Source organism: Polaromonas sp. P5_D5 (genome assembly GCF_054049435.1).
The window spans coordinates 89,903-111,595 of sequence record NZ_JBFUMJ010000001.1 but is presented as its reverse complement, the minus strand read 5'-3'; the positions used below and the strand labels follow the sequence as shown (position 1 = coordinate 111,595).

15 protein-coding genes are annotated in these 21,693 nt (G+C 61.9%); 7 read left to right on the top strand and 8 right to left on the bottom strand.

The genetic code is table 11. From position 1 onward, the window contains the following. Positions 1 to 18: 18 nt before the first annotated feature. Together ACXJKE_RS00540 and ACXJKE_RS00535 are read left to right on the top strand one after the other, a co-directional pair. Positions 19 to 3,198, top strand: coding sequence for an efflux RND transporter permease subunit (locus ACXJKE_RS00540; RefSeq protein ID WP_457278628.1), 3,180 nt, complete (start codon positions 19 to 21; stop codon positions 3,196 to 3,198). 57 nt (positions 3,199 to 3,255) lie between these two features. Continuing rightward, a complete protein-coding gene (locus ACXJKE_RS00535) occupies positions 3,256 to 4,497 on the top strand; it encodes a hypothetical protein (RefSeq protein ID WP_457278627.1) in 1,242 nt (413 codons plus the stop codon). Between the two features lie 29 nt (positions 4,498 to 4,526). On the opposite strand, the gene moeA is transcribed toward ACXJKE_RS00535, so the two are convergent. The 4 genes from moeA to ACXJKE_RS00515 form a co-directional block, all read right to left on the bottom strand. Beyond that, complete coding sequence (moeA, locus tag ACXJKE_RS00530; protein ID WP_457278626.1) at positions 4,527 to 5,900, bottom strand: molybdopterin molybdotransferase MoeA; 1,374 nt, start codon at positions 5,898 to 5,900, stop codon at positions 4,527 to 4,529. Next, entirely contained in the window at positions 5,897 to 6,523 is a 627-nt protein-coding gene (gene mobA, locus ACXJKE_RS00525; RefSeq protein WP_457278625.1) for a molybdenum cofactor guanylyltransferase MobA, read from the bottom strand. Before mobA ends, moeA begins: the two co-directional genes overlap by 4 nt. A gap of 25 nt (positions 6,524 to 6,548) precedes the next feature. Continuing rightward, on the bottom strand, positions 6,549 to 7,679 hold the full coding sequence (moaA, locus tag ACXJKE_RS00520) for a GTP 3',8-cyclase MoaA (protein ID WP_457278624.1): 1,131 nt from the start codon (positions 7,677 to 7,679) through the stop codon (positions 6,549 to 6,551). Positions 7,680 to 8,072: 393 nt separating this feature from the next. Beyond that, positions 8,073 to 8,834, bottom strand: a complete 762-nt coding sequence (locus tag ACXJKE_RS00515; RefSeq protein WP_457279763.1) for an SDR family oxidoreductase — start codon at positions 8,832 to 8,834, stop codon at positions 8,073 to 8,075. Positions 8,835 to 9,015: 181 nt separating this feature from the next. Between ACXJKE_RS00515 and ACXJKE_RS00510 the strand changes: the two genes are divergently transcribed. The 3 genes from ACXJKE_RS00510 to ACXJKE_RS00500 all read left to right on the top strand — a co-directional run bounded on the left by ACXJKE_RS00510 (position 9,016) and on the right by ACXJKE_RS00500 (position 11,518). Further along, positions 9,016 to 9,732, top strand: a complete 717-nt coding sequence (locus ACXJKE_RS00510) for a hypothetical protein (RefSeq protein ID WP_457278623.1) — start codon at positions 9,016 to 9,018, stop codon at positions 9,730 to 9,732. Positions 9,733 to 9,794: 62 nt separating this feature from the next. Further along, complete coding sequence (locus ACXJKE_RS00505; RefSeq protein ID WP_457278622.1) at positions 9,795 to 10,931, top strand: M48 family metalloprotease; 1,137 nt, start codon at positions 9,795 to 9,797, stop codon at positions 10,929 to 10,931. Beyond that, on the top strand, positions 10,928 to 11,518 hold the full coding sequence (locus tag ACXJKE_RS00500; RefSeq protein WP_457278621.1) for a hypothetical protein: 591 nt from the start codon (positions 10,928 to 10,930) through the stop codon (positions 11,516 to 11,518). Before ACXJKE_RS00505 ends, ACXJKE_RS00500 begins: the two co-directional genes overlap by 4 nt. A 73-nt stretch (positions 11,519 to 11,591) precedes the next feature. Here ACXJKE_RS00500 and ACXJKE_RS00495 read toward each other — a convergent pair whose 3' ends face one another. Continuing rightward, positions 11,592 to 13,025 (bottom strand): aldehyde dehydrogenase family protein, encoded by a 1,434-nt coding sequence (locus ACXJKE_RS00495; protein ID WP_457278620.1) that lies wholly within the window; start codon positions 13,023 to 13,025, stop codon positions 11,592 to 11,594. Positions 13,026 to 13,345: 320 nt separating this feature from the next. Between ACXJKE_RS00495 and ACXJKE_RS00490 the strand changes: the two genes are divergently transcribed. After that, complete coding sequence (locus tag ACXJKE_RS00490) at positions 13,346 to 15,490, top strand: AAA family ATPase (RefSeq protein ID WP_457278619.1); 2,145 nt, start codon at positions 13,346 to 13,348, stop codon at positions 15,488 to 15,490. Between the two features lie 83 nt (positions 15,491 to 15,573). Here ACXJKE_RS00490 and ACXJKE_RS00485 read toward each other — a convergent pair whose 3' ends face one another. Next, positions 15,574 to 17,796 (bottom strand): sodium-translocating pyrophosphatase, encoded by a 2,223-nt coding sequence (locus ACXJKE_RS00485; protein WP_457278618.1) that lies wholly within the window; start codon positions 17,794 to 17,796, stop codon positions 15,574 to 15,576. Between the two features lie 307 nt (positions 17,797 to 18,103). Here ACXJKE_RS00485 and ppa point away from each other — a divergent pair, with 307 nt between their 5' ends. After that, positions 18,104 to 18,643, top strand: coding sequence for an inorganic diphosphatase (gene ppa, locus ACXJKE_RS00480; protein ID WP_457278617.1), 540 nt, complete (start codon positions 18,104 to 18,106; stop codon positions 18,641 to 18,643). 193 nt (positions 18,644 to 18,836) lie between these two features. Here the strand turns inward: ppa and ACXJKE_RS00475 are convergent, their stop codons facing one another. Together ACXJKE_RS00475 and ACXJKE_RS00470 are read right to left on the bottom strand one after the other, a co-directional pair. After that, on the bottom strand, positions 18,837 to 19,676 hold the full coding sequence (locus ACXJKE_RS00475) for an esterase/lipase family protein (protein WP_457279762.1): 840 nt from the start codon (positions 19,674 to 19,676) through the stop codon (positions 18,837 to 18,839). A gap of 348 nt (positions 19,677 to 20,024) precedes the next feature. Further along, positions 20,025 to 21,644, bottom strand: coding sequence for a wax ester/triacylglycerol synthase family O-acyltransferase (locus ACXJKE_RS00470; RefSeq protein ID WP_457278616.1), 1,620 nt, complete (start codon positions 21,642 to 21,644; stop codon positions 20,025 to 20,027). Positions 21,645 to 21,693: the final 49 nt, after the last annotated feature.

Genomic DNA, 21,693 nt, shown 5'->3' with positions numbered 1-21,693 from the left:
TAGCCCCCACAGGCCCTTATGCAACTCGCTGAAGTTTCCATACGCCGCCCGGTCTTTGCCACCGTGCTGTCCCTCCTCATCGTGCTGGTTGGCGCGGTGAGCTTCAACCGCCTTTCGGTGCGTGAGTATCCCAAGATCGATGAACCCGTTGTGACCGTGAGCGTGCGCTATGCAGGCGCATCCGCGGAGGTCATAGAAACGCAGGTGACCAAGCCGCTGGAAGATTCCATCGCAGGCATTGATGCTGTCGACGTCATCACCTCCATCAGCCGTGCCGACCAGGCGCAGATCAGCGTGCGTTTCAGGCTCGAAAAAGACGCTGACTCGGCTGCCGCTGAAGTACGCGACCGTACGTCGCGGGTGCGCAACCGGCTGCCTCAGGCGATTGAAGAGCCTGTGATCGCCAAGGTTGAGGCCGATGCCTTTCCGGTCATCCAGGTGGCTTTTTCCAGCGATTCACTGACGCCGCTGCAGATCAACGACCTGGTCAACCGCATCGTCAAGCCGCGCCTGCAGACCGTGACCGGCGTGGCCGACGTGCGCGTCTTTGGCGAGCGCAAGTACGCCATGCGCGTCTGGCTGGATACCGACAAGCTTGCCTCCTACAAGCTGACCACGCAGGACGTGGAAGACGCCATCAGCCGCAGCAACCTCGAGCTGCCGGCCGGCCGCATCGAGTCCCAGCAGCGCGAATTCAGCGTGACCTCGCAGACTGACCTCGTCAGGCCCGCGCAGTTTCGCGAGATCGTCATCAAGAATGTGAACGGCTTTTCCGTCAAGGTGCGTGACGTCGCGCGCGTGGAGGAGGGCGCGGCCGACGAGCGCACGGCGGTCAGGCTCAACGGCCGCTCCGCTGTGGCAGTCGGCGTCATCCGCCAGGCAACGGCCAACCCGCTGGACCTGTCCAGGGGTGTGCGGGAGGCCTTCCCCAAGCTGAAGGCCGACCTGCCGTCCGACATGCTGATTGACGTCGCCAACGACAACTCGGTGTTCATCGACCGTTCCGTGAACAACGTGTACCACACCATCGCCGAGGCGATTGTGCTGGTGGCCCTGGTGATCTTTGTGTTCCTGCGCACCCTGCGTGCCTCCATCATCCCCATCGTCACCATCCCGGTGAGCCTGATCGGCACCTTCGGCATGATGGCGCTGGCGGGCTTCACCATCAACACGCTGACCCTGCTGGCGCTGGTTCTGGCTATCGGCCTGGTGGTGGACGATGCCATCGTGATGCTGGAAAACATTTTCCGGCACATTGAGGAGGGCATGGACCCGTTCTCGGCCGGCATCAAGGGCGCGCGTGAGATCGGCTTTGCCGTGGTCACCATGACGGCCACGCTGGTAGCCGTGTATGCGCCCTTGGCGTTCACGCCGGGCCGCACCGGGCGCCTCTTTGTGGAGTTTGCCCTGGCGCTTGCCGGTGCGGTGGTGGTGTCGGGCTTTGTGGCGCTGACGCTGACGCCCATGATGTGCACCCAACTGCTCAAGCACAATCCCAAGCCCAATCGTTTTGACCGGTTCATGGAACGGGCGTTGACGTCGATCTCCGACCGCTACGGCTCAGTGCTGCGTTGGGTCGTCACCACACGTTACGTGCCCGTGGCGGAGGCTGACCCTGCCGGCCGGCCCTCGCTGGCCCAGCGGCTCAAAGGCATGGCCTTGCAGGCCCGCTGGCTTGTTATCGGCGTGATGGTGCTCAGTGCCCTGGCCATTGCACTGGTTTTCCCGAGCATGAAGCAGGAGCTTTCGCCCATTGAAGACCGCGGGGTAATTCTGGCCAACGTCAATGCCCCTGACGGCGCCACGCTGGACTACACCAACCGCTATGCCAGGGCGCTGGAAAAAATGGGTGAACCCTTTCCCGAGTTCGACCGTATTTTTGCCAACGTGGGCAACCCGACGGTGGCGCAGGCCAGCGTGGTGTACCGCACAGTCGACTGGGACAAGCGTACGCGCTCCACCATCGACATGGCACGCGAGCTGCAGCCCAAATTCAACGCACTGCCCGGTGTTACCGCCTTTCCGATCACACCGCCGTCCCTCGGGCAGGGCTTTCGCGAACGGCCGCTCAATTTTGTGATCCAGACCTCCGACAGTTACCAGAACCTGAACACCGTGGTGCGCCAGATGCTGGAAGAGATCGCCAAAAACCCCGGCATCGTCTCGCCCGACGTAGACCTGCGGCTGAACAAGCCAGAGCTGCGCATTGAGGTAGAGCGGGACAAGGCGGCCGACCTCGGCGTCAGCGTCCAGGTTGTCGCGAAGGCCATCGAGACCCTGCTGGGCGGGCGCAACGTAACGCGCTACAAGCGCGATGCCGAGCAGTACGACGTGATCGTGCAGACCGAAGCCAGCGGCCGCACCACGCCTGAAGACATCGACCGCATTTATGTGCGGGGCCGCAACGACGCGATGATTCCGCTGTCGGCACTGGTGAAGGTGCGTGAAAGCGTGTCACCTCGCGAGTTGAACCATTTCGGCCAGCGTCGCTCGGTGTCCATCACGGCCAGCCTTGCGGGCGACTATTCGCTGGGCGAAGCGCTCAAGTTCATGGACCAGACCGCCGCCAAGGTGCTCAAGACCGGCTACAGCACCGACCTGAACGGCACCTCGCGCGAGTTCAGAAACTCGCAGGGCGCCCTGGCCATTGTGTTTGTATTGGCACTGGTGTTTATTTTCCTGGTGCTGGCCGCACAGTTTGAAAGTTTTATCGATCCGCTGGTCATCATGCTGTCGGTGCCGCTGTCCATGATCGGGGCCTTGCTGGCACTCAAATGGTCGGGCGGCTCTCTCAATGTGTATTCCCAAATTGGTCTGATCACGCTGGTTGGCCTGATCACCAAGCACGGCATCCTGATTGTGGAGTTCACCAACCAGTTGCGCGGGCAGGGCATGGAAATGATCGACGCGCTGGTCAAGGCGTCATCGCAGCGCCTTCGCCCCATCATGATGACGACTGGTGCCATGGTGCTGGGAGCCTTGCCGCTGGCCCTGGCCAAGGGCGCGGGTGCCGAAAGCCGCACGCAGATCGGCTGGGTTATCGTGGGGGGCATGTCGCTGGGCACTTTGCTCACTGTGTTTGTGGTGCCCACCATGTACACGCTGTTTGCCCGCAAGGCGGTCCCAGGGGCCAACAAGGCCATTGCCAGGGAGCAACCCGATGAACACCTTGAACACCCGGAGTACGTGGCGAAATGATCATGAGGAACCGCGTGCCCCAGGCCGGGTCCCTGGCATGCTGATGAGAAAACCGGTTTGACCGCAAACCCAGCGGGCCGAATCCGTACAGTTGCTTCTTTTCTCCTGATTCCGTTCCTGCTTGCGCTGGCCCATACGGCTTCTGCGCAAGCCCAGGAAGCGCCTGGAACGGGCGCATATGGCGTGCAGTTCTTCTGTTCACCGTCCCAGCTGGAGCGGCTCGGCCCCCACATGTTCCGATATCTCCAGCAGCTCGGCATTCCAGCCCGCCTGGTTCAGGAAACTGTCGACAAGCCGCGGGGCACCATGACGTATTCCCTGCTGGGCTCAGGCGCGGCCGTGAGCACCCTGTTTTTGGCGCAACGCCCGGAGCTGGCGATCAAGGACGAGGTAGTGCTGGTGCCGGTGAGAAACAACAAGACACGCAAGCTCAAGACGGTTTCCAAAAAAGAAATCCTGTTGGCCCTTTTGCACCCGGGCCGATTGACCGAATTCAGGGGAAAGGCTTGCGATGTGCAGGCATTGGCCGACCATGTCGGGATTCGCCAGAACACCGTGATCTGGGCAGAGGTGCTGGAATGGGGCTGGCCAGAGGGTGGCCCTGCCAAGTGGAATGCCCGCTATTGGATCAATGGAACGCCCAAGCTTCGTACCCCTTTGCACAAAGCCCTCAATGACATGTTTTTTGAGCAGGGGAAATACGAGATAGGCTGCTACGCCGCGACCAAGGTGGTATTCGCCCAGGGTGCACTGGATTACTTCCGCCGCGTCAAGAAGGACGTGGGCAGGGCGCAAGGCGTGGAGCGGCGATTACTGGCCGACGGTGAGCCGCTGGTTGACCTGGAACCCGGCCGTATGTGGAGTTTTGAAACGGATTTTGATCCGCTGGAGCTTGAACGGCCAGGCAAGGTCTTGCGCATGGTGGGCGGTGTTGCCGCCGGCAACTTTGTCCCGGGCGATTGGGCTTATTTTCTGAACACCGACCAGCGCACCAGCCAGAAAACGGGGTATGAAGGCTCCAATGCCATCTATCTGGGCGGCAACCGGTTTGACGACTATTACAACGACAACGACCACCACTACACCTACGAGGAAAAACTCAGTGAGGTCTATCAGTGGCGTCATGATGTTTTCAGCCGGCAGCGCGATGCCGCAAAAATACAGCACCTGGCCGCGCATGACTACGAACGCCTGAACGCAACGCCGGAAAACGGCGGCTTGCTGATGAGCTTTCGGGTTGTGCCCTATTTTTTCGGCTACGAAGACCTACCCCCGTTAACGGGCACCCGGAACGACTAGGGTCTGCCAGCGCCGTGCATTCAAGGGATTTACAGGGCGCCCTCAAACATGAGGACGTCAACCGGGTCCCCTGCAGCGACATTGCCCTGCGCATGGTGAAGCACCATCAGGCCGTTGGCCTCGGCCATGGAGCGCAAGACGCCCGAGCCCTGGCTGCCGGTGGTCCGGACCTCCAGGGAGCCGTCGGGCGCGGTGGATACCCAGCCGCGCTGGTATTCGGTACGCCCCGGTTTCTTGCGAATGGGCTCCAGGCTGCGTGCCTTGAGCAACGGCGCCGGCGCGGCGCTGGCGCCCATCATCTGGAGCAGGGCGGGGCGCACAAAGGCCAGGAACGTCACCATCACCGCAACGGGATTGCCGGGCAAGCCAAAAAGGATGGCGCCGTTGGGGTTGGGATTTGGGTATGAGTGTGGGGCGCTATCTTTTTCATAGCTGCTTGCGCCTGTAACTATTGGGTTAGAGGTCGATTTCTCTATTGAAATCCGTCCCACGGCCATGGGCCGGCCTGGCCGCATCGCAATGCGCCAGAAAGCCACGTCGCCCAGCTTCTTCATCATGGCCTTGGTGAAGTCTGCTTCGCCCACGCTGACACCGCCGGAGGTGATGACAGCGTCGGCCTCGGTTGCCGCGCGTTTGAATGCGGCCTCCAGAAGCGCCGGCTCGTCACGCACCACGCCCATGTCGATGACCTCGCAGCCCAGCCGGCTGAGCATGCCGAAGACGGTGTAGCGGTTGCTGTCATACACCGCGCCTTCGCGCGGTGCTTCGCCCAGCGACAAAATCTCATCGCCAGTGGAGAAGTAGGCCACCCGCAGCGGCCGCCAGGTGGCCAGTGTTTTAAGGCCCAAAGAGGCTGCAAGCCCAAGGCGGGCGGGCGTAATACGCTCACCTTTTAATAGCGCCGGCCGGCCTTGCATGAGGTCCTCGCCGCGCAGCCGGCGGTTGTCGCCGGGCCGGAGCAAACCCGACGGGATGCTGATGCGCGAGCCCTGGCCATCCTGGTGCAGGGTGACAAACTCCTGCGGCACCACGGTGTCCAGGCCGGAGGGCATGATGGCGCCGGTCATGATCTTGACGCACTGGCCTGGCCCGGCGCTGCCTTGCCAGGCTTTGCCCGCCAGCGCTGTTCCGTCGGCCACCTGCAGCTCGAGCGCCTTGCCTGCAGCCAACTGCCCACCATCGAAGGCATAACCGTCCATAGCAGAGTTGTCGTGCGGCGGCACGTCAAACGGCGAAACCACATCCTGGGCCAGCACCCGCCCGAAAGCCTCCATCAAGGGCAGCTCGAGCTGCTCCTGCACCGGCATAACCAGCCGCGACAGGAAGTCCAATACCTGGTCGGCAGACAGGGCCTGGGGGTCGTAGCCTTGCAGCTCCGCGGCAATCTGGTCGAGTGTTTTCACGGCTGGCGGGATTCCAGCTGGTGCAGCTCGGCCAGTGTGTTGGCGTTGAAGAAGCTGCGGCTGTCGTCGCCGGGTTTGTCAAACGGCACGACGGCTGTTTTATGCTGCGCCGTCCAGGCGTCTATCTTGCGGCCGCCACTGTGGGTGAAGCGCACCAGGCTTTCCAGCATGTGGGTACCCATGAGGCAAAACACCGGTTGGGGCCTGAGCTGCCCATCTTCTTCGGGCGCCGCCGCCACGGCAAAGTCAGCACCGTCCTGCGCAAGTGCTTCGGCAAGCCGTGCCACCAGGTCGTCGGGAAACAGCGGGGTGTCGCAGGGCACAGTCAACAGGTAAGGGGTTTCACAACGCTCCAGGCCCGTCAGGAATCCCGCCAGTGGCCCGGCAAACTCGCCCAGCCCGGTACTGTCGGGCCACACCGGAACGCCGAATGATTCATAAGCGGACAGGTTGCGGTTGGCATTGATCATCACGTCACCGACCTGGGGCGACAGCCGCATCAGCGTGTGCAGGGCGAGAGGAACGCCGTTGAAGTTCTGCAGGCCTTTGTCGACCCCGCCCATGCGCGAACCACGGCCACCGGCGAGGATCACGCCGGTGATGGCCTCGGCGTGGATGGGCATGGTGTTGTGGTCGTGGGTTGTCAAATCAGCCGCCTATGTAGCTCATCTCAACGCGCTTGGCGTTGTTTGAATCGGGTGTGCTGGTGTCAGCGGGCATCGCAGCGCGCAACTCCGAATAGCGGTCATCGCGCCCTTGCCAGATATGGGCCACAGCCGCCGCGATCTGGTCGTCGCCGTAGCCGCCGCGCAGCAGGGCGCGCAAGTCCTGGCCCTGGCTGGCAAACAGGCATAAAAACAGCTTGCCCTCGGTCGATAGCCTTGCCCGGTTGCAGTCGCTGCAAAAAGCCTGGGTCACGCTGCTGATCACGCCAATCTCGCCAGCGCCATCGGCATAACGCCAGCGCTCGGCGGTCTCACCAGCGTAGTTGGGGTCTATGGCTACCAAGGGAAATTCGGCGTTGAGGCGTTCCACCACCTGGGCTGAAGGCAGGACCTCGTCCATGCGCCAGCCGTTGGTGGCGCCCACGTCCATGTATTCGATGAAGCGCAACACCGCCCCGCTGTGGCGGAAATGCCGGGCCATGGGTACGATCTCGGCGTCGTTGGTGCCGCGTTTGACCACCATGTTGACCTTGAGCGGCGCCAGGCCAACCTTTTGCGCCACTTCGATGCCCTTGAGCACGTCGGCTACCGGAAAGTCCACATCGTTCATGCGACGGAAGATGGTGTCGTCCAGCGCATCAAGGCTCACGGTGACGCGCTGCAGTCCAGCATCCTTGAGGGATTGGGCTTTTTTGGCGAGCAGCGAGGCGTTGGTGGTCAGCGTGATGTCCAGCGGCTTGCCCTGCGGCGTTTGCAGCTTCGCCAGCATTTCGATCAGTATCTCCAGGTGCTTGCGCAGCAGCGGCTCGCCGCCCGTCAGCCGGATTTTCTCGACCCCATGAGCCACAAAAATCTTCGCCAGGCGCGTGATTTCCTCAAAACTCAGCAGCGAGGTTTGCGGCAGGAAAGCGTAGTCCTTGTCGAATACCTCGCGCGGCATGCAGTAGCTGCAGCGGAAATTGCAGCGATCCGTCACGCTGATGCGCAAATCCCGCAGCGGCCGGCCCAGCGTGTCGCTCAGCAGGCCCGTCGGGGCAGACAACCGGGCAGGGATATGCGGTACGCGGCTTGCGTAGCGAATATCTGCCAGCGGAATGATTTTGTCGGTCGTCATCGTGAGGAGCCCAAAGGGAGAATTTACCCCATTGGCCCGGCTGGGGCACTAAAACCAGGCCTTATCCCCAAAGAGGGATTGGCTCACCCCCGTCCAGGCTCACTTCGTGTAGCCCGTTCCCCCCTCAAGGGGGCGGCGCCTGGGGCCGGCGAAGCCGAAAAATTGGCACACCCCTATCGGGCTCACTTCGTGTAGCCCTTTTCCCCTTGCAGGGGACGGTGCCTGCGGCCCGGCAAAGCCGGTTCCGCGGCACCCATTGGTGAAATACCTCGCACTGGTTACGCACAGAACTCTTAAACCCAGCATGAGCCGCGGGACTGGCTTTGCCGGGCCGCAGGCGAGCGGCCCCCTCGGGGGGCAGGGAGCTACACGAAGTGAGCGACCGTGGGGGCTCTACACACACCGGGCGCCGTCTACTTCCAGGCATACACCGCTGATGAAGTCCGCTTCGTCGCTGGCCAGGTAAAGCGCGGCATTGGCCACATCCAGCGCGGTCGAAAAACGTCCCAGCGGAATGCTCGCGCGAAACTTCGCCTTGCGTTCTTCATCCAGCGGGCCACCCGCGAATTCGGCCGAGAGGCCTGTGTCGGGGTTGAATACCGGGTTGATGCAATTAACCCGGATGTTATCGGGGCCGAGCTCGGCCGCCAGCGACTTGGAGGTCGTGATGACGGCCCCCTTGGAGCCGTTGTACCAGGTCAGGCCAGGACGGGGGCGTACCCCCGCCGTCGACGCAATGTTGATGAAACTGCCCCCGCCTTGCTCGCGAAATACCGGCGTGGCGTGGATGGTAGCCAGGTAAATGCTCTTGACGTTGATGGCGTAGCACTTGTCGAAATCGTCTTCGCTGACATCAAGTGCTGGCTGGTTGCGGTGCGTCCAGCCGGCGTTGCTGACCATCACGTCGAGCCGGCCGTAGCGCTGCACAGCGGCAGCCACCAGCGCCTTGACCTCGGCGGACTTTGTGACGTCGGCGGCAAAGAACGAAGCTGTGCCGCCGGCCTTGACGATGGCAGCGACGACTTTCTCGCCCAGCGCCACATTGATGTCGTTGACGATGACCCTGGCGCCCTCGGCCGCCAGCCGCCGCGCGATGCCTTCCCCGATACCGCCTCCGGAGCCGGTCACGATGATGGATTTGTCCTTGACCCGCATGATTTTGTCTTTCTCGTAAAGGTTGCTGCCGGCGCACGCTGCCGTACGGTGGCGTGCGGCTTCCATTGCTTATTGTTGCTGATCACGGTGGCGCGGGTTTTCCCTCTGTCTCTCTCGCTTGACGGGATTCGTGAAACATGAAGTTACATCTACAATGCGCTTTATAAAAGGGAGGGATTTCATGAGTTATCAATTTGCCCGCACCGGTGCGGGTGCAGCCTTGTGTGCGCTGGTGCTTTTCGCGGGGACAGCGCACGCGCAACAATCCAGCAAGAACCTGGCACCCGGATTCTCGGAACGCGCAGCGGCCTCGAAGCTGGTTGTCGTGCCCGCAGACCTCGAGCTCTTTTCCATCGGTGCCGGCGGCGTGCAGGAGCCCAGGGCCGACTGGACCATGGCTGCCCAGAAAAACGTCAAGTCCGGTCTGGCTTCGAGCAAGCTCAAGTTGGGTTCTGACGTGATCGGGCTTGAAGAAAAAGACATGGACGAACTCGCGGACATCAACTCCCTGCACGGAGCTGTCGCGCAATCTGTTTTTCTGCACCACATGATTGGTGGTGTACTCAAGCTGCCCACCAAGAACGATGCCCTGAACTGGTCACTCGGAGATGCCGTCAAGCCTCTCAAGGACAAGACGGGGGCTGATTACGCCCTGTTCATCTGGATGCGCGACAGCTATGCCAGCAGCGAGCGCAAGGCCGCGATGATCGCCATGGCTGTGCTGGGCGTTGGGATTGCCGGGGGCGCGCAGATTGGCTATGCCTCGCTGGTCGATTTGAATAACGGGCGGATTGTCTGGTTCAATGATTTGCGCCGGGCCTCAGGTGACCTGAGGGAACCTGAGCCAGCCAAAGAAACCATCGAAGCCCTTCTCAAGGGCTTTCCGGTCGCCAGATGATGGGCATGCCGGCTGGCGGGCGCCGCGCTTTTTTGCGGTCGGCCTGCAAGCACTGCGTGGGCATGGGCGCCCTGTTGCCAGGCCTGTCAGCCTTTGGCCAGGAGAACCCTGCAGCTGCCTCCATCCCGCCTTTGCCCGCAGAGCGCTTTGCCCGCCCCGCGCTGGAAACGGATGAGGGCGGCCTGTGGGGAATGATGGACCGCGAGGAAACGCGCCTGCGGCGCAGTCCATTTACCGTACGTGACCCGCAACTGAGCCAATATCTGCAAGACTTGGTATGCCGTCTTGCGGGAGACCACTGCCCCGATATTCGTGTGCATGTGGTGCGTACGCCGCTCTTCAATGCCAGCATGGCGCCGAACGGCATGATGCAGGTCTGGACCGGCTTGCTGCTGCGCGCGGAGAATGAGGCGCAACTCGCTGCGGTACTGGGCCATGAAATCGGCCACTACATCGAACGGCACACGCTGGAGCGCCTGCGGGACCTGAGAAGCCGGGCCGCCTTTGCCCAGTTCATCGGCATGTTCGGCCTTGTCGGCGCCATTGGCCAGCTTGGTGCGCTGGCCGGCGCTTTCGCTTTTTCCCGGGACCACGAGACGCGGGCTGATCGTCTGGGCATGCGCCTCATGACCCGGGCGGGTTACGACGGCAGGCAGGCTGCGCAAGTGTGGGACAACCTGCTGGGCGAACTCAAGATCACGGGCGGTGAAGACGTTGGCAAACGCAGTCCCATGATGGCGACGCATCCCCCGCTGGAGACGCGCCGTGATGATCTGCTCCGCCTGGCAGGCGACGGCGGCGGTAAAACGGGTGCAGCGGAATATCAGCAGGTTATGTCCCGGCACCGCTTCGGGTGGCTGCAGGATGAAATCCGGCGTGGCCAGTTTGAAGAAAGCCTGGTGCTGTTCAATCGCCTGCTGTCGCGCAATCCCGAAGATGGCCAGGCGCTGTATGCGCGGGGTGAGGTGTATCGGTTGCGGGCAGGCAAGGAAGATCTTCAGGAGTCCCTGAACGACCTGACACGCGTGACCGCTCTTGAACAGGCTCCGGCCGAGGCTTTCAGGGCGCTCGGCCTGGTGCAAAAGCAGCGGACCGACACCGCCTCGGCCGTACAGGCCTTCGAAAAATACCTCACCGTCGCGCCTGAGGCAGCGGATGCGGGTCTTATTAAAAATTACATTGCGGAACTTAAACCATGAAAAAACTCCTGATCCTTCTTGCCTTCGCTTTCCTGTCGGGCTGCATGTCCATCACCAAGGTTGAAGGTGAGCAACTGGTCAATAACCGGCTGGCCGTCAAGGTGACCGACGCCTGGAACAAGGTTTCCCCTCCCGGCACCAAGCAGCCTTTTGACATGTGGACCCAGGAGGGGCTGACGCTTGACCATTTGCGCCTGTGGGCGGCCATCAAGCCAGGCCAGGCACTGCTGGTCAGGCCTGCAGGCAGTGTGCCGGCCGGGCAGAAGGCCGCCCGTGTTCCAACCTATCAGGCAGGTATGCCACTTGACCAACTGGTCAATCTTTTCGAAATCATGTATTCGGCCGACGGTTCCATCGTCAGCATGACCAAGGTTGAGCCCTCGGTATTTGCAGGTGAAAAAGGTGCGCGGTTTGAATTCGCCGTGACGAGAAAGGGTGATGACGTGCAGCTCAACGGTGTCGGCTGGATCAGCCAGCGAAACGGTGAATTATTTGCCGCCACTTTCCTCGCCCCCAAGCTTTCATTCTTCCCGCGGCTTTTGCCAAAAGCTGAAAGCGTTGTGAAGACGGCGCAAATCAAAGGCTGACAGCGCAGAGCCGCCATGGTGGCGGCTTGCAGGTGGGTCGTGAACCTGGCTGGGTGCCGCGGCTCAGCTCAGGTTAACCATGCCGTATGGCCACTGTTTTCAGCGTGGTGAAGCCATGCAAGGCCTCAAAGCCTTTTTCACGGCCGTAGCCCGATGACTTCACGCCGCCGAAAGGTAATTCCACACCACCGCCGGCGCCGTAGTTGTTGATGAACACCTGGCCGCTTTTGACTCGTTTGGCCATGCGGAACTGGCGTGCCCCATCGCGCGTCCAGATGCCGGCGACCAGGCCGAACTGCGTGGCATTGGCAAGTTCCACTGCGTGATCCTCGTTTTTGAAGCTCATCGCGCACAGCACCGGGCCAAACACTTCCTCCTGCGCCAGCCGGTGCATCACCGGCACGTCGCGCAGCAGGGTGGGGGCCTGGTAAAACCCGGTGTCGGGCGCCTCGTCGACGATCTGGCCCTGAGCCACCATGGGAATGTTGGCAACCTGCGCATCGCTTAAAAAGTCCCACACGCGCTGCTGCTGGTTTTGCCGGATCAACGGGCCGACGTCCAGGTCCATGGCGGCGGGGCCGACGCGCAGGTTTTCAAAGGCTTCGCCCAAGCGCAGCAGCAGGGGTTCGTAAATCGCCTGCTCCACCAGCAGACGCGAACCGGCCGAGCAGGTTTGCCCGGCGTTTTGCACGATGGCGTTGATGATGGCCGGGATGGCGGCATCCAGGTCGGCATCGGCAAACACGATTTGCGGACTTTTACCGCCCAGCTCCAGCGTAACGGGGCAATGGCGCTCGGCCGCCACCTGCTGGATCAGCGTGCCCACCGTGGGGCTGCCGGTAAAGCTGATGTGGTCTATGCCCTTGTGGCGGGCCAGCGCGTCGCCGACCTCATGGCCGTAGCCGGTCACGATGTTGATGGCGCCGGCCGGAAAACCCACTTCGGCCGCGAGTTGCGCCACGCGAATCAATGACAGACAGGCATCCTCTGCCGGCTTGACCACGCAGACGTTGCCTGCGGCCAGCGCGCCGCCCACGCTGCGGCCGAAGATCTGCATCGGGTAATTCCACGGAATCACATGGCCGGTGACGCCGTGTGGCTCGCGCCAGGTCATCACGCTGTAGCCGTCCAGGTAGGGAATGGTGTCGCCGTGCAGCTTGTTGCAGGCGCCGGCGTAAAACTCGAAATAGCGCACCAGGGCCGCCGCGTCGGCGCGTGCCTGTTTGGTGGGCTTGCCGCAGTCGCGCTGCTCGATCATGGCCAGTTCTTCGGCATGCTCGGCTACCTTGGCGGAAAGCCGCATCAGCAGCCGCCCGCGCTCGGCGGCGCTGAAGCGGCCCCACACCAGTTCCAGACATTCCCGGGCGCTCTTCACGGCAGTGTCAATGTCGTGCGCGTTGCTGCGCTGGATCTCGTCAAACACCTGCCCGTCGGACGGGTCGATCATCGGGATGGTTTTGCCTGAAGAAGATGCGACGGAGGTGTTGGCGATGTAGTTGAGCTGCATGGCGCTATTGTGCTGAATTTGCCCCTGGCCGGAGGTTACCTCCTCCCACGGGCAGAAATGGGCCATGAGGGCAGGCCGGTCCGCGAGGTAACGCTCCCCAAAACCGTGCGTTTGTCACAGCCTCAGCGTTGTGTCCCGGCCAATTTACAAATCCTTTGCTGCGCCAGGATTGGCATTTATGTAGGATTGAACCTACACATGCACCTTGCCAATTCCTGCAGGGAACGGTGCTCATGTTACGCAGCGGCCCGGCCGTATTGGCGTGACGACAGCGGCAGGCAGCCGGCAACTGCGGGTCCACATTTTTGACGCATACCGCGATGACTGATCCCACCAAAAGCCCAGCCGATGTCCCACCCGGCGACGACGCGCCCACCACCAGCCTGCTGGCCTGGTTCAAAGCCTTTGTGGCCCGTTTGCGCGACTGGTTGTCGATCCAGGCCTTTGGCATGAAGTTCGCCGTTCTGGCCGTGGCATTGATGATTCCGGCAAGTGCTTATTACGCCTGGTCGACCCTGGAGCGGCAGGAAAAAATGGCGCTGGAAGTCAAGGCCATGGCCGCGTCGGGGCCGGGAGTTGAAGCGGCCTGGACTTACAACACCGCATTGCCGGTCGTCTTCGGAAGCGGGTCGGTCCTGAGCTTCCTCGAAGCCCATCCGGTCACGCGCATCACCATCATTTACCGGCCAATTTTGTGGACCGTTTCCGAGCGTTTTGTGCTGATTGAATCGGAGGGCAGGCAGTACGCCTATTACCCCTCGGACTTGGAAACCAAGATACTGGCCGACAAAGCCGTCACAGCGCCCTGGGGCGGCAAGCTCACCTTCGTGCCCCGGGGCGCGCTTGATGATGCGAGCAAGGACATGCTGGCGCGCCTTGAGCAACGTTTCGGTGACGCACGTCCGCAATCCGAACAGGATGCCTGGAAAGGCGGTGCCAGCGCGCTGGTATCAGCGACCTTGACGCTGGGGCTCATCGCCTTCCTCTGGTACCAGACAGGCGGGCAGCGCAAATCCCTCAAGTTCATTTCCCCGGGGCAGATCAGCGGCGACTTGGCGGACCTCGTCGGCATGGACGACATCAAGGCCGAGGTTGCGCAAATCCGCGACCAATATGAGCGCCGCCTCGAGTACGCCGCTTATGGCGTGAACAAGCCTTTCAACGTGATGTTCAGCGGCCCTGCGGGTACCGGCAAAACCAAGCTGGCCAGCTACCTCGCCAAAGAGCTGAACCTGCCGATTCTTTTCCATTCAGCTGCCAACCTTGAAACTGGCTATGTGGCCGGCGGCTCGAACACCTTGTCGCGCATCCTGGCGCTGGCCAAGCGGCGTAAACGCTGCATCGTCTTTCTTGATGAAGCGCAGGACCTTTTCATGCGGCGCGGCGGCAACCGCAAATATGACGACGATACGCAGAACATGTTGCTGGCCATCCTGGACGGTGTGCGGACCAAATCGGATACTGAAATCATCTGGATCGTGGCGTCCAACTTTAATTCGGCCAACCTGCAGATGGACGAGGCCATGCTGCGCCGCTTCCAGATGAAGGTCGACTTCCGCATGCCCAACCAGCAGGAGCGCCTGGCCATCACCGGCCACTACCTGCGCCAGCGTGCCGACAAGGTGCTGCCCGACATGGACCTGCGCCATTTTGTCGAACTGACGGAAGGCTGCAGCCCGGCAGACCTCGAAACCATGGTCAACCAGGCCGGCATCATCGCGGTGCAGGCGGGTCAGATGATAGGCGCGCATACCCTGATGCAGGCCGCCGAGCGTGTGCTGGTGGGCAATGTCAACGACAACACCACCAAAGAGCGCGAGCGTGACCGGCGCATCATCGCCGTGCATGAGTGGGGCCACTTCCTGATGGATTTCCAGCACCGGCGCAAGCTGGCCGGCGACAACTGGAACGCGCTGCTGGCCGACATGACCACCATCAAAATTTCATTGAAGGCCAACCCCCGCAACAATGCCCTCGGCTTTGTACTGCACAAGCAGGACAGCAACCTGCTGCAGACCAAGGGTGACATGGAGCATGAGGTGAGGGTGCTGCTGGGCGGCATGGCGAACGAGGAGATCTTCTTCGGCGAAGACGGAACCACGGGCGGCGCCCACAATGACATCACCCGTGTCACGCGGCTGCTGCACCATGCGGTGGCTGAAATGGGTATGTACCGCAAGACCCGGCTGAATTACGCCGCGCTCCTCAAGGACGGCGGCACGGCACCGCCGGACGAGGAAACCCGCAGCATCATGGAAGCCCAGAGCGAGCGGCTTTACAGTGAAACCAAGGCCACGCTGGCGCAGTACACCGCCTTGACGGAGTATCTGACCGGCTGCCTGATGAATGCCGGAGAGATGACACTGAGCGAAGCACTCCGCGAAATCAGGTACTTTGAAAGCCTGACTGCCGCACCGGATCTGGCGCTGCCTGGGCCGGGTTCCAGCCAGTGGATGCCAGCCTGAGTCAACGAACCTTTGCAGCTTCGTCCTCACCGCCCAAAGAAAAAGCCCTGCAATGCAGGGCTTTTTGCATGGGCCGGAGCGGTCTAGCGTGACGCTGGTGCGGCCGGCGTTGGGGTAGCCGCTGCATTGGGCGCCTGCGTGGGCGCGGGGGCCGGCATGGCGGGTGCAGTCGGTGTGGCGGCCGGTGCACTCATGGCAGCGGGCGCGGCCATGGGTGCTGCCGGGGCCGCCGCGGCTTCACCGCCGTGGAACTTCATCACCAGCGGCACGATCAGCAGCGCCACGATGTTGATGATCTTGATCAGCGGGTTCACGGCCGGGCCGGCTGTGTCCTTGTAGGGGTCGCCCACGGTGTCGCCGGTCACTGCGGCCTTGTGTGCCTCGGAACCCTTGCCGCCGTGATGGCCGTCTTCAATGTACTTCTTGGCGTTGTCCCAGGCGCCGCCGCCGGTGCACATCGAGATGGCAACGAAGAGGCCGGTGACGATGGTTCCCATCAGCAGACCACCCAGTGCCTGGGGACCGAGCGCCAGGCCGACCACGATGGGTACGACCACGGGCAGCAGCGAGGGGATCATCATTTCCTTGATGGCGGCTGTGGTCAGCATGTCCACGGCGGTGTCGTACTCGGGCTTGCCCGTGCCGTCCATGATGCCCTTGATGTCGCGGAACTGGCGGCGCACTTCAACTACCACGGCGCCGGCTGCGCGGCCCACGGCTTCCATCGCCATGGCGCCGAACAGGTAGGGAATCAGGCCGCCGATAAAGAGGCCGACGATGACCTTGGGATTGCTCAAGTCGAAGCTGATCACGTTGCCGTAGGCTTCGAGCTTGTGTGTGTAGTCGGCAAACAGCACCAGCGCGGCCAGGCCGGCGGAGCCGATGGCATAGCCCTTGGTCACGGCCTTGGTGGTGTTTCCCACGGCGTCCAGCGGGTCGGTAACGGCCCGCACCTCGGGGGGCATGTCGGCCATCTCGGCGATGCCGCCGGCGTTGTCGGTGATGGGGCCGTAGGCGTCCAGTGCGACCACGATGCCCGCCATGCTCAGCATGGAGGTGGCGGCAATCGCAATGCCGTACAGGCCCGCCAGCGAATACGCCGTCAGGATGGCGATACAGACAAAAATCACCGGCCATGCGGTCGAGCGCATGGAGACGCCCAGGCCGGCAATGATGTTGGTGCCGTGGCCGGTGGTGGAGGCCTGTGCAATGTGCTGCACCGGCTTGTACTGCGTGCCGGTGTAGTACTCGGTAACCCAGCACAGCGCACCGGTCAGGATCAGGCCGACCGCGCAGGCACCGAAGAGGCGTATCTGCGTGCCGCTTGCCGTGACGGCGTTGTCGGGCATCAACCACATCGTGACGAAGTAGAAAGCGATCAGCGACAGTACGCCAGCAATCGCCAGACCCTTGTACAGGGCCGGCATCACGTTCTTCATGCCGGGAGAGGCCTTGACGAAGAAGCAGCCGATGATGGAGGCGATGATGGACACGCCGCCCAGCGCCAGCGGGTAGACCGCGGCAGTGGCGCCCGCGCCTGAGAGCAGCAGGGCGCCCAGCACCATGGTGGCGATCAGCGTGACCGCGTAGGTTTCAAACAGGTCGGCGGCCATGCCGGCGCAGTCACCCACGTTGTCGCCCACGTTGTCGGCAATCACGGCGGGGTTGCGCGGGTCGTCTTCGGGAATACCTGCTTCGACCTTGCCCACCAGGTCGGCACCGACGTCGGCGCCCTTGGTGAAGATGCCGCCGCCCAGCCGGGCGAAGATGGAAATCAGCGACGAGCCGAAAGCAAAACCAATCAGCGGATTGAGCAGGTTGGCCAGCTTGAGGTCGGGTGTGTAGTTGCCATTGCCCACCAGGAACCAGTAAAAGCCGGTCACGCCCAGAAGGCCCAGGCCCACGACCAGCATGCCCGTGATGGCGCCGCCGCGAAAGGCGACGTCAAGCGCGGGGCCAATGCCTTTGGTGGCGGCTTGGGCGGTGCGCACATTGGCGCGAACCGACACGTTCATGCCGATAAAGCCGCAAGCGCCTGACAGCACGGCGCCGACGACGAAGCCGATGGCGGTTTTTCCGTCAAGGAAAAAGCCGATCAGTACGGTGAGGACGACGCCCACCATGGCGATGGTTTTGTATTGCCGTGCCAGGTAGGCGGCTGCGCCGGTCTGGATGGCGGCTGCAATTTCCTGCATGCGGGCGTTGCCCGCGTCCTGGGAAAGAATCCAGCTGCGAGCCCAGATGCCGTAACCCACGGCGACCAGCCCGCAGACGAGCGCAAGAATAAGCGCTGAGTTGCCTGTCATAGAAATCTCCTACGTTGTTTTTCGCTTGGAGGGGGTTTCAACGCTAGCAAATGGTGTCTTGACCCCCGCTGCGTTGCTTCCTCGTTGCTTGGTCTACGTAGAGACAAGACGATTGGCCAACTCGCGCAATTTACAGTGAAAACATGACAACTTTAAGAACCGTAAGGTGTGAATCAGTAAAATGAGGGTAAATACCGAGCAGTTGGCCTGTGCCACGGCTGCGCAGGTAGCCCATGTGTTTTAAGAATCTTCTTTTCTCCTTTCTTCCCTTCCTTTCTTCTTCCTTCCATAAAGAACTCAAGCGACCATGTCCCTCGATAAAGTTTCCCCCGGCAAAAACGTTCCCGAATCCTTCAACGTCATCATCGAGATCCCGATGAATGCCGACCCGGTGAAATACGAGGTGGACAAGGAGTCCGGCGCGATTTTTGTGGACCGCTTCATGAGCACGTCCATGCACTACCCGACCAATTACGGTTACGTGCCCAAGACCATCAGCGGCGACGGCGACCCGGTCGACGTGCTGGTGATCACCCCGGTGCCCCTGATTCCCGGGGTGGTGGTGACCTGCCGCGCCATCGGCATCCTGAAAATGACCGACGAAGCCGGTGAAGACGGCAAGGTGCTGGCGGTGCCCATCGACAAGAAATGCTCGCTTTACACCCAGTGGCAAAAACCTGAAGACATGAACCCGCTGCGCCTGAAGACGATTGCGCACTTCTTCGAGCACTACAAAGACCTGGAAGAAGGCAAATGGGTCAAGGTGCTGGGCTGGGAAGGCCCGGACGCGGCCAAAAAAGAGATCACGGATGGCATTGCCAACTATGCAAAGGCCGGCAAGGCTTGAAACCCGGGCCCCAGGCCTGAAAATTTAAGCATTTTGGCGCTGTAACTCGCTCAGGCCGTGCGCAAGCAGCTATAAAAAATATAGCAACGGTATTGAGGGACGCGTAAAAAAAGCGCCTGCAGACCACGTTGCAGGCGCTTTTTTACGCTTGGGTGAAATGGTGTGCGGCGGCGCCCGGCGCCACATTGGAACGTTACGCTTTTCGCGCAGGGTCCGGGAACACCAGGCCGTGCAGCTTGCCCTTGTCCTCGCGCGAAAACGGCTTCCATTGGCCTTCGGCCTGTGCCAGGCGGTCGGCCACGGCCCACCAGGCGCTGGGGTTCACGCCCATGCCGATGTGGCTGGCCAGCACTTCGATGTTTTCGGTTTGCGGATGGGCAGCGCTGGCAGCCTGGATGCTGGCCTGCCAGGCGACCACGCCGTCGCTGCGCGAATAAATGCTGGTGGTCGGCACAGGCGGGGCGGCCGGCAGATCGTAGCTTTCGGATTCGCGCTCGACGTTGCGGCCGCTGGTGAGTTCATAGATGCGCCAGGCGTTGGTGGCCTTGTGCGAGCCCGCGAAGGGCGTGCCCAGCGTGATCACGCCGCGCACCATGTGCGGCAGCTCCTTGGCCAGTTCGCGCGCATACACGCCGCCCAGGCTCCAGCCGATCAGGCTGACCTTGCGGCCTGTGGCGTCGAAGGTGCGAGCGAGGCTGTCGCGGGCTTCTTCCAGCACGCCGGCGCGCGGGCCGAAGTTAAAGCCCTGTTCCCAGCCCCAGGGCCTGTAATTGAGCGACTGCAGGTATTGGCGCAGCGGCACCGTGGTGGCGTCATTGGCCGACAGGCCCGGAAACACCATCACCGCATGGCCGTCGCCACGTGGCGCGCGGGCCAGCAAGGGCCAGGCGGGAAGCAATGCGCCGAATTCCCAGAATGCACGCAACTCAAGCGCCAGCAACCACGCGCTGGGCGGAACATCGTGCGGGGACGTTTCTGCTTGATCTTGAGGGGAGGATGAAGACGGATTTCGCCTGGATGACGGGCTTGCCATGGCTTGAAGCATTGATTGTCTTGTTGGAGTTCTGACTAGGGTCTGATAGCGCTGTTTTTGCAAGATGCGTTGCGAGTCAAAAAGGCCATGAGCAAGGCGCAAAACGCAGGCGGGGTGAACCCCGTCAAGGCTTTGCAACGCCGCGCAGGGCCTTTTTGATCGCAACCCGTAGGGAACGGGGTAAAAAAGGCGCCACTCGGCGTTGCGCTCCTAGCTCAGACGCCCGGTCTGAGCGTCGTCGCGCGCCTTGATTGGCGCCTTTTTTACCCCGTTCGCATTTGCAAAAACAGCGCTATTAGACCCTAAGAGTATGGAGGCGCTTACAGGTTTTTACAGAGGGAGGCACCTCTAACTTGAGCGCTTCGCCGTGGTTTTCGTCGCGTTCGTGACAGCGGCTTTGCGGGTTTTTACCGGGGCGGCCTTCACTGCGGTTTTAACTGAGACCTTTTTTGCCCCCTTTTTCGGCGCGGGCGCCGTGGCGGCGGGTGCAACAGGCGCCGTGCTCACCATCAAGGCTTGGGCCTGAGTGAAGGCCTCCTCGATTGCTTTCGCCAGATCCTTCGCATGCGGCAGCGCCTTCTTGTCGGCAACGATGCCGAAATCCACATGGCCGGCGTAAGTCTGGATGGTGATGTTGAGCGCCAGCCCATGCATGACGATGGATAGCGGGTGGAAGGTCAGGAACTTCGCGCCGGCCAGGTACAGCGGCACCGGCGGGCCCGGCACGTTGGAAATCGCCAGGTTGGCTACCATGGGCAGGCGGCTGGCGATGCCGCTTTTGCCGTAGGCGTTCAGCGCCATTTTGGCCGCGCCGCCCACCAGCCACGGCGCCAGCAGCGAAGGGTAGTCGGTCGGCAGCAGGCCCTTCAGGCTTTGCATCGACGTTTTCACCTTGGCGGTCGATGCCATGATGGCGTTCATGCGCTTGAGCGGGTGCGCCAGCTGCGTGCCCAGCTCCACCAGGCTCATGCTGACCTGGTTGCCCAGGTTGCTGGCGTCGGTGGCGCCGGCTTCGCGCAGTGACACCGGCATGGCCGCCACCAGCGATTTTTTCGGCAGGCTGTGGTGCTGCGTGAGGTAGCTGCGCAGCGCTGTTGAGCAGATCCACAACACCACGTCATTGAATGAGCCGCCCACCGCCTTGCCCATGGCCTTGCATTCAGCCAGCGGCAGGGTGGCCGTCACAAAGACACGATCCGTGGTGATGCCGGTATTGAATGGCGTTTGTGGCGCCAGCTTCATCGGCATTTTGGGCTTGATGCCCGTGGCCGAACTGGTGGTGGATTGTTTTGCCAGCGTGCTGCCAAAAGTGCTGGCCGCGGACGGCAGTGCCTTGGCGAGCTTGGCCAATTGGCCCAGCGAACTCGAAAACACCGAACCGATCATCTTGCCCAGCTTCAGGTCGGCCTCGGTTTTGCGGCGGCGGGCAGGGTCGGGCGGTGGCACCTCGCGCGGCACCGGGCTGAAATCGAGCAGGGCATTGGCCAGCATCACGCCGCCTTTGCCGTCCAGCGCCGCATGGTGAATCTTCGAGAAAAACCCCGCCACCACCTTGCCGCCCTGCGATGCGGGCAACTGGATGCGGTCAAAAATATAAAACTCCCAGAGCGGGAAATTGCGGTCGATGACCTCGCTGTGCAGTTGCGCGCACAGCTTGTGCACCTCGGCCAGCGTCATGGGTGCCGCACCTTTTTTGGCGGAGTCCGCGCGGCGGATGTGAAAGTCGATGTCGACCGAATCAGCCTCGACCCAGAGCGGGTGACCCAGATCCAGCGGCATGAACACCAGCTTGCGGCTGAATACCGGCGCCAGGTGCATGCGTTTGGCGATGTGCGCTTTGACCGCCTTGTGAAAGCTGCCCTTGAAGCCCTCCGGCAGTTCGCACAGGTTGAGTGAGCCCACATGCATGGGCATTTCGGGGGTTTCAAGGTAAAGAAAGGTTGCGTCCAGGCCGGTGAGGGATTTCATTGTTGTTGTCTCCGTGAGGGAGACATTAACCGAGCAGGACGGGTTGCGG